At 31.8% G+C, this 9,060-nt stretch carries 5 protein-coding genes; 3 read left to right on the top strand and 2 right to left on the bottom strand.

Annotated features, from left to right (window positions below; translation table 11 throughout):
• Positions 1–4,715, bottom strand: a 4,715-nt coding sequence (locus tag AADI82_RS11010) for a LamG-like jellyroll fold domain-containing protein (protein ID WP_341216490.1), incomplete at its 3' end; no start/stop codon positions are given.
• 235 nt (positions 4,716–4,950) lie between these two features.
• Here AADI82_RS11010 and AADI82_RS11015 point away from each other — a divergent pair.
• Positions 4,951–5,916 (top strand): hypothetical protein, encoded by a 966-nt coding sequence (locus tag AADI82_RS11015; RefSeq protein ID WP_341216491.1) that lies wholly within the window; start codon positions 4,951–4,953, stop codon positions 5,914–5,916.
• On the opposite strand, the gene rsmG is transcribed toward AADI82_RS11015, so the two are convergent.
• Positions 5,913–6,542, bottom strand: a complete 630-nt coding sequence (rsmG, locus tag AADI82_RS11020; protein ID WP_341216492.1) for a 16S rRNA (guanine(527)-N(7))-methyltransferase RsmG — start codon at positions 6,540–6,542, stop codon at positions 5,913–5,915. The genes AADI82_RS11015 and rsmG overlap by 4 nt on opposite strands.
• Before the next feature lie 140 nt (positions 6,543–6,682).
• Between rsmG and AADI82_RS11025 the strand changes: the two genes are divergently transcribed.
• Positions 6,683–7,777 carry an acyl-CoA desaturase gene (locus AADI82_RS11025; RefSeq protein ID WP_341216493.1) on the top strand — a complete coding sequence of 365 codons (1,095 nt, stop codon included), beginning with the start codon at positions 6,683–6,685 and terminating at the stop codon, positions 7,775–7,777.
• Between the two features lie 29 nt (positions 7,778–7,806).
• Positions 7,807–8,991, top strand: coding sequence for a pyridoxal phosphate-dependent aminotransferase (locus tag AADI82_RS11030; RefSeq protein ID WP_341216494.1), 1,185 nt, complete (start codon positions 7,807–7,809; stop codon positions 8,989–8,991).
• Positions 8,992–9,060 lie beyond the last annotated feature (69 nt).

Genomic DNA, 9,060 nt, shown 5'->3' on the forward strand with positions numbered 1-9,060 from the left:
TCATTTAGTCCTATTACTTTTAATTCTGATATAGATTCATCAAAATAAATTGAAACATCATCAGCTACTTCAATATCATCAACAGTTAAAGATTGTGACTTAAATACTAAAGAAAACCTATCGTTATAAACACCTGCATCTAAAAATATTTCAAACGGATTATTGTTTATTAAAAAAGTTTCGTTGGTAGTATTATCTTTTATATAAAGTGCTTTATTCTCATTTAAATTTTCAACACCATCAAGTTTAATTCTTGCTATACCAGAGTTTTTAATAATAATTCCTATTGGAAATTCTTGAGTGTCATCAAAATTACCAACTCCTTGAATGACAAACTTTCCTTTGCTAAAAGCCCAATACATATCTTCCTCTGCAACATCTACCATAATAGCATCATATCCCAAATCGAAATTATTAGAAGCATTCACATCTTTGCCTAAAACTATTTGCCTGTGATATCCAGCTGGAGAATCAAAAATTAATCGTATTCTAGGAGTATCGTCTCTATGCTCGTTACTAGTAATACTGTTTTTCTTATCTGTAGACTTTAAAAATAATGATGTTGAGCCGTCTTCGGTAGCAAAAACACGTTGACTATTTTTGAATACTATATCACCTCCGTCAACAACATCTACAGGAACGCCATTATCATCATCAAAACCATCTAATGCGGTACTTACAAAAAACCCTTGGTTAACTGGAATATATTGTCCAGGTATTTTTGATCCACTAGTTAAATTGTTATTAATTCTTGTATCATTAGCAATTGCTACTGCTCCTCCTGTTAAATTTCTTGTAGCATAGCCACCAACATATCCTCTCAAAACATGGGTGTTTTCTTCTCCAAAATGATCCCAAAAATATAAAGCACCGTTAAAAATAGTTCCTGTGGCATTATTTCCACCATCAGCAATACTCATATTATCTAAAATAAATTCTGTGGCATCTATAGCAGACGGATACGGGTTACCTATTAAGCGATCTACATTTCCTGTTGGGTTTTGCGCTGTTATATTTTTATTTAGTGGCAGTGTTATATCGCCATTATTCGGCAAGCCCTTAAACACGTAGTTTTGTTGATCTGTTACGGCAACAGCACCCGATGTCCCTTTCATTGTAAAACCTTCTCCTGCAAGTAATGTTGTTGATTCATTAATACTTTCCCAAGAATCATAATCATCTTCAGGACCATAAAATTTGTATAACCAATACGAGCTAATTGTTCTTGCAGAACCTGGTGGTGGAGGTAAACCATCACTACCATAAGGTGAACTATTAAAAACTAGACCTTGATAAAGTGAAGATATAGTTCCATCGTTTAACACCCCTGCTATTGTATGATTAGAGTTTGTATTTGAAACCCCCGTTCCTCTTGTTGCAGAATTACCGCTTATTGGACCAACTGATGATGACCAATAATTGTAATTAAATCCATTTGCGGTTCCTTGTTGATCGCGTTCTAAAAAACCACCACTATCTGCATCAACAATACTCCCTTCACTTTGTATTAATTGAGACTCACCAACTAAATCGATAATACCATCTAATTCTAAATAATGCGAAACAGTTAATGCTTGCCCAGAATTTGTTTCGTCTTGGGCATCAATTGGATCTGCTATTGTTAAAGTTCCAGCAGTTTGAATTAAACCTAATAACGAGATATCTCTGTCTCCCGACGTAATATTATGTGAGATTTCAACAATATTCCAATCCGTTGTAGTTGTACCATCTAAACTTAACGAATTTGGTATCATTTGATCTGCACTATTACTCCAGGTTGTTCCAGCATCCCAAGCTCCGTTAGCTACAGACACATAAGGCAAAGGAGTTGTTTGGTTGTCTATTATCGTTTTCGTTTTATCTAAATACTTTAATCGTAAAAAGAAACGATTATCAGTTAACCCTTCAACAGTAGACCCGTAAAATGAATTAAAATCGTAATATACTCTTAAATTACTCCATGGTATACTTACAATCTCGTTGCTTGCAGATGCTTGAGGTAAAATTTTCCCATTTACATAATCAGTACCCGCATTATCAAATCGCTCAACTTCTTGATTCATTAAATAACGTATTTGATCTTGACTTAATGCTAAATCCCAAACGTAAACTTCATCAATCTCACCTAATAAAGGATTTATAATATTATTTTTATCAATATAAACTGCGCCTATAGCGTAATTATTAAAGTTTGGAGACGGGTGCACAATGTCTTGAACTGATTTATCTAAAACGCCATCTATATACATTAAAATAGTACCACTATGATACACAAACGTGGTATGATGCCATTTACCATCATCTACAACTACATTTGATATATATTTTGGTGTAACAGCATCATCAATATACACTTCAATATTACCCGTTGTATTTAGTCTGATTTGTAATTTTTCACCTTTAGCCATTACTGTCCTATTACTAGCATTTGCGGCACATTTAATCCAAGCAGAAATTGTAAAATTATCCACATTTAAATTAAGATTAAATTCACCAACCAAGTAATCGCCTGAGGCTATGCTTATTGAGTGATTTTCGGCTAAATTTGATGTTTTTCCAAAAGTAAAATACTTTGTACCATCAAAATCATACCAAGTTTGAAGATTTACTCCTCCATCTTCAGATCTAAGTGGAATAACATCAATAATATCGCCATTTGCAAAATTAGGACCATCAGCAACTATTAAAGCATATTCCTCGGTAGCTAGTTTTGAAAAACTACTAAATGCTACTGATGGAATAGAAATATAAACAGTTTCTACGTCGCCATTTACGTTTTCATTTGATTCAACAATCTTCCATATTCTGTCAATACGTGTTAACGATGTTATAATTCCAGAAGCTATAGTTACTGTATTTGTACTAGAACCAGAAAAAGATGCATTATTATTTCCCCAAACCAAAAAATCTCCATCTTTTTTGAATTCATTTGGATTAGCACTGTTGGTTGTAAAAAGCCCACCTAAGCCAATACATACTTCATTAAGCATGTTTATAGTTTTTGATTGTTTTTGATTTAAATCTGAAATAGAATCTCTACCGATACCCGCAACATGGTAATTATAACCAGAGTTAGCCGTAATATCCCAAACTTTTGTATCGAAAGAGTTTATATAATCTTTCTGTACTTCGGTAGAAGCTCCTAAAGTAATTCCGTATTTAACAGCTAAATATGATTCCACTTTTTGTCTATCAGCATCAGATAATCTTTCTGAGAATGTAAAGACCTCAGCAACACGACCATTTAAGCTTCCTTGAATATCAAAATTTCTACCAATCCAATAATCACTCCCCGATATATTAGTAAAAGCTACATCAGAAACATTTGATGTTGTTAATACATTAGAATTATAAAGTATATCTTGTTTAGTTGGTGATACTAAGGCATCATTTCTAACATTAATTATTCCAGCATTAGAATAAGATGAGTTAATTTCTGCATCTCCATTAAAACTACCGCCACCATCTACATCTTGATTATATGATAAGGTTTCGTTAGTAAACTCTGATGAATAATCTCCAAAACCTATACCTGTAATATCTCCTGCGTTTCCTGAATCTATACTAGCAAAAATGGTGTTTCTAGTTGATGCACTAGTTATTGTAGCATCTGGTACCATAACAATAAATACATCATGGTTGTAAAAACCACTTATTGGCGTATCGTTATTATACATATACTGTTCTGTTGCAGCACCGTCGTTTTCAAATTTTACTACAGGGTTATAATTAATATTATCAGCAGCTGTATCTAGATAGGTTGGTTCTTTACCAGATACAGTAGTGGCATCTTTTCCGTTAGTGCCTAAATCTAACCAACTGGTTAAATTAGAACCTGATGTAACGATTCCTCTTGTAGATTTTAACCACAATTTAAAATTGGCAGTAATACCACCAGGTCCTGGTATATTTTCATTAAACATTTCTGCGCTTACGTTTAGCAAAAAAGGATTCGTATCAGGATCATTTGTATTTATACTAATAGTTGCAGACTGAGTACCTGTTCCAGCTACTGGAGCTACAAAAGTTACATCTAAATAAATACCAAAAAAGGGAGGTAATCCTACAAATGGTATCCCTTGAGGTGAAGATGTAGCAAAATCCCCATTATTAGTTATTGCCGATGTAATATTCATGGGGCAATTGCCAATATTAGCAATTAGAAACCTTCTTGTTACCGTAGAGCCTTCATCTACTACACCAAAATACGTCCCATTCTCATCTGTAGTTGTTGCATTATTATAAGAAACATCTGCTAAAGGATTTCCTCCTAAAACATAAACCTCAGGAGAAGAATTAACTTGTAATGTAAATGTAAAATCAGATTGATTCTTAATTTCAATAGTAACCAATGTACTAGTAGTAGTACACGACGAACTTATATTTTCAACTTCAAAATCAAGAAGTTTTTTCCCTCCTCTACAAGTATTTGGTTTTATATTCCTTTTAGGATTACTTGGAGTAATATCAAAATCAGTAGTATTTGATATATCAACATCTTGTATTCTTAAATTTTTACAATTTCCACCTTCAACATTTGTAATTCTAAAATCTAAACTGTTACCAGCATTAATAGTAATCGTAGAACCTTGAGCAATTATAGACCCTCCAATAACTTCTAACTGCATCACTTGAGCATTAGCAAAAAAACTAATTAAAAAAAAGAACAATAATATATTTATATGAAAGAAACGGAAGGTATAGGGTTTTATCATAATAAAAACTTCTAGGGCATTAAATTTTTATTTGAGAGACTTACAATTCTATAAAAAAAAAGAACACTGCCTAACAATAATAATGAAATTTCATACAACAAACAAACAAAATGCAAAAAAAACCGATTAAAAGTTGTTTTATTAACTAATTAACTTATAACATAAAATTAAGTTGATATATAAAATATTGCTAACTTTAGTGATTAAAAACAACTTTAGAAACGCCCTTAATAAAATGAAAAGAATCCTTATATTAATACTAATAATATCTCCTATAGTTGCTTATGGGCAAGCCAAAAAACTTTACCGACAAGCTACTAGAGCAACTAATCCAAAAGAAAAAATAGAGTTACTAACCCAAGTCATTGCATTAGAACCAAAAAATTTCGACGCCTATTTTCATAGAGCTATTGCCAAAAATGATTTAGGCGATTATAGTGGTGCCATTTTAGATTATTCAAAAATACTTTTTTACAAACCAGACGCCGATTCATACTATAATAGAGGTAATTCTAAATTCAGCTTACAAGATTTTTTTGGAGCTAAAGTTGATTACGAAAATGCTTTAAAATTAGATCCGCAGTTTTTTGATGCTTTATATAATTTGGCTTGTACTAAATATTATATAAAAGATTATATAGGTTCAATAACGGATTTAAGTAAAATTATTGAGGTATCACCAACCGAATCTAAAGTTTATACGCAGCGAGCAAATGCGCTCTTAGCACTTAAAAAATATAAATTAGCATTGCAAGATTTTTCGCTTGCCGTTTTAATTAATCCAAATGCAGACACTTATTACAACCGAGGTTTAACGCATTTAAACATTAACTATTATAAACAAGCTAAAAAAGATTTTGATAAATCTTTAAGTTTTGATGATAACAACGCTTCGGCATATTTTTTTAGAGGCGCATCGCATTTACTTTTAGGAAAATATAATAAGGCTATTTCAGATTTTAAAACCACTATAAAATATAACACTTTAGATTATGAAGCTATTTTAGGATTAGCTTTAACCTATTACAAAGTGAATGACTTAAAAAATGCTAAATTAAATTTAAAAAAAGCTGAATCATTATTAGCTCTCGACACAGAAAAAAACATTACTATTGAATCTTTTTCTGATACCTATTGGTATAAAAAACAGTTTTACTTTTTCAAACAAAACTTTAATGAGTTAAGTAAATTAAAACTTTAGCCTTTAAACTTTAAAGGTAAATACACCAATTTTTTAGTTTCGAAAAAGTCTTCGGTGTAATAATCGCTTAAATTATAAATAGTTACTGTTTTATAGTTTTGAAGCTCTTCACTTAAATCGCCACCTTTTAAATACAAAATTCCGTTTTTTAAATCGTGGTTTTGCTTTTTAGCAATCTTACCTTTTACCCAATGCACAAACGTTGGCATTGCAGCAACAGCACGACTTATTATAAAATCGTAAGTGCCCTTAATATCTTCAACTCTAGAGTGTGTTGTTTTTACATTGGTTAACCCCAAACCTTCTACAACCTCATCAACTACTTTTATTTTTTTTGCAATGCTATCAACTAAATGAAAAGAACATTCTGGAAATAAAATAGCTAATGGAACACCAGGGAATCCACCACCTGTACCAACATCTAAAAGTTTTGAACCATCTTTAAACTGTATTAATTTTGCTATTGCCAAAGAATGTAATACATGACGCAAATAAAGCTCGTCAATATCTTTACGAGATACGACATTAATCTTTAAATTCCAGTCTTTATAAAGTGTTTCTAACCTTTTAAATTTTTCAATTTGGTCTTCGTTAAGGTTAGGGAAATATTTTAAAATAAGCTGCATTGATGTTAAATTTTCAACAAAAATATACTTTTTATATGCATATTTTTACAAAAAAACGTTATTACTTCAGTTGGTTTATAACTATATTTGCCGCAGGTATGATCAACATTTTTTATTTTAATCATATTAAAATTAATAGCATGACAAAACAAACGCTTTCTTTTTCAAGAAAAGACTCAGCAAAATTTTTTAAAACTCTAAATAAACGTGTTAACGATTATTTTAAAGAGAACAACATAAAACGTACAGGAAATTGGAAATTATACATAAAGGCAATTGTAATGTTTTCTTTATTAATAGTTCCCGTAATTTTAATATTAACTAATAACTTACCTGCTTGGGCACAAATTATTTTAATGATGGTTGTTGGCGTTGGTATGGCAGGTGTTGGCATGAATGTAATGCACGATGCTAATCACGGCTCTTTTTCAAGCAAAAAATGGGTTAATAAATTAATGGGGAGTAGCATTTATATTTTAGCAGGTAACGATTATAATTGGAAAGTACAGCACAATGTATTACATCATACATACACCAATATTCAAGGACATGATGAAGATATTGATGCGGGTAGAATTATTCGTTTTTCTAAACATACTAAATGGCTTAAAATTCATAAATATCAAAAATATTATGCCTTCTTTTTATATGGTTTGTTAACTGTAAATTGGGCTATTACGACAGATTTTATTCAATCGTATCAATACTTAAAAAGAAAATTAGCATACGGCAAACTTCCTAATCCAGCAACACAATGGACAAAATTAATTATTGGTAAAATAGTGTATTATGCTATCTGGATTGTTTTACCTATATCATTAGGATTTGCATGGTGGCAAGTTTTAATAGGCTTTTTAGTTATGCACTACACCGCAGGCATCATTTTAAGTGTAATATTCCAATTAGCACACGTAATGCCTAATACCGAAATGCCTTTACCAGACGAAAATGGTAACATGAAAAACACTTGGGCCATTCATCAATTATTTACAACGTCTAATTTTTCACCTAAAAGCTGGATAGTAGAATTTTATACTGGTGGGTTAAACAGACAAGTAGAGCATCACTTATTTGCAAACATTAGTCATATACATTACAGACACATTGCTAAAATAGTTAAAGAAACAGCTAATGAGTTTAGCTTACCATACAACGAATATAACACGTTTTGGAAAGCCATAGCAGAACATTACAACCAATTAAAAGTACTAGGACAAAAACCTAGTTTAGCCTAAACTTCATATTTACCATTTAAATACATTACATGCAATTATTATCTGATAGAATTTTAAACATGGCTACGTCTGCAACGTTAGCAATGGCTGCAAAAGCAAGAGAGCTTAGAGGCGAAGGAAAAGATATTATTGGCTTAAGTCTTGGTGAACCAGATTTTAATACACCCGATTTTATTAAGGAAGCCGCAATACAAGCTATTAATGATAATTACAATTCATACTCACCAGTTGATGGGTATGTTGAATTAAAAGAAGCTATTATTACAAAGTTTAAACGCGATAATAACTTAACTTATACCTTACCACAAATTGTAGTATCTACAGGAGCAAAACAATGTTTAGCAAACATAGCTGCGGTTATGCTGAACGCTGGAGACGAGGTCCTTTTACCATGCCCATATTGGGTAAGTTATGCTGATATTGTAAAGTTAAATGATGGTGTTCCCGTAGAAGTTAAAACATCAATCGATACCGATTTTAAAATGACAGCAACACAACTTGAATCTGCCATTACACCAAAAACTAAAATGATTTGGTTTAGCTCGCCTTGTAACCCAAGTGGATCTATTTACAGTAAAGAAGAATTAAGAGCTTTAGCTGATGTTTTAGTTAAGCATCCTAATATTTATGTGGTTTCTGATGAAATTTACGAACATATAAACTATGTTGGTGGTCATGCAAGTATGGCTCAGTTTGAAGATATGTACGACCGTACCATTACCGTAAATGGTGTTTCAAAAGCATTTGCTATGACGGGATGGCGTGTTGGATATATTGGAGCTCCAGAAAAAATAGCACGTGCTTGTAATAAAATGCAAGGACAAATTACAAGTGGTACAAACTGTATTGCGCAACGCGCTGTAATTACAGCCTTAAACGAATCGCCATCGCGTGTACAATACATGATAGATGAGTTTAAAGTGCGTCGTGATTTAATTTTGGATTTATTAAATGATATTGAAGGATTTAAAACCAATACTCCAGAAGGTGCGTTTTACGTATTCCCTAACGTAACCTATTTCTTTGGAAAAACATTACGCGGAAAAACTATAAACAATGCTACCGATTTTTCTTTGTATTTATTAGAAGAAGCACTTGTTGCAACTGTTACTGGTGAAGCTTTTGGAAATCCTGATTGTATTCGTATTTCTTACGCAGCTTCTCAAGAGCAAATTATTGAAGCTATAAAACGTATTAAGGAAGTGGTAAGTTAGAAACTTATTTTATTAAATTATAACATTCTCAGGCCTGTTAAGTTTTAAAATCTAACAGGCTTTTTTTAG

Origin of the sequence: uncultured Wocania sp. (assembly GCF_964021735.1) — a bacterium.
Taxonomy (GTDB): Bacteria; Bacteroidota; Bacteroidia; order Flavobacteriales; family Flavobacteriaceae; genus Wocania_A.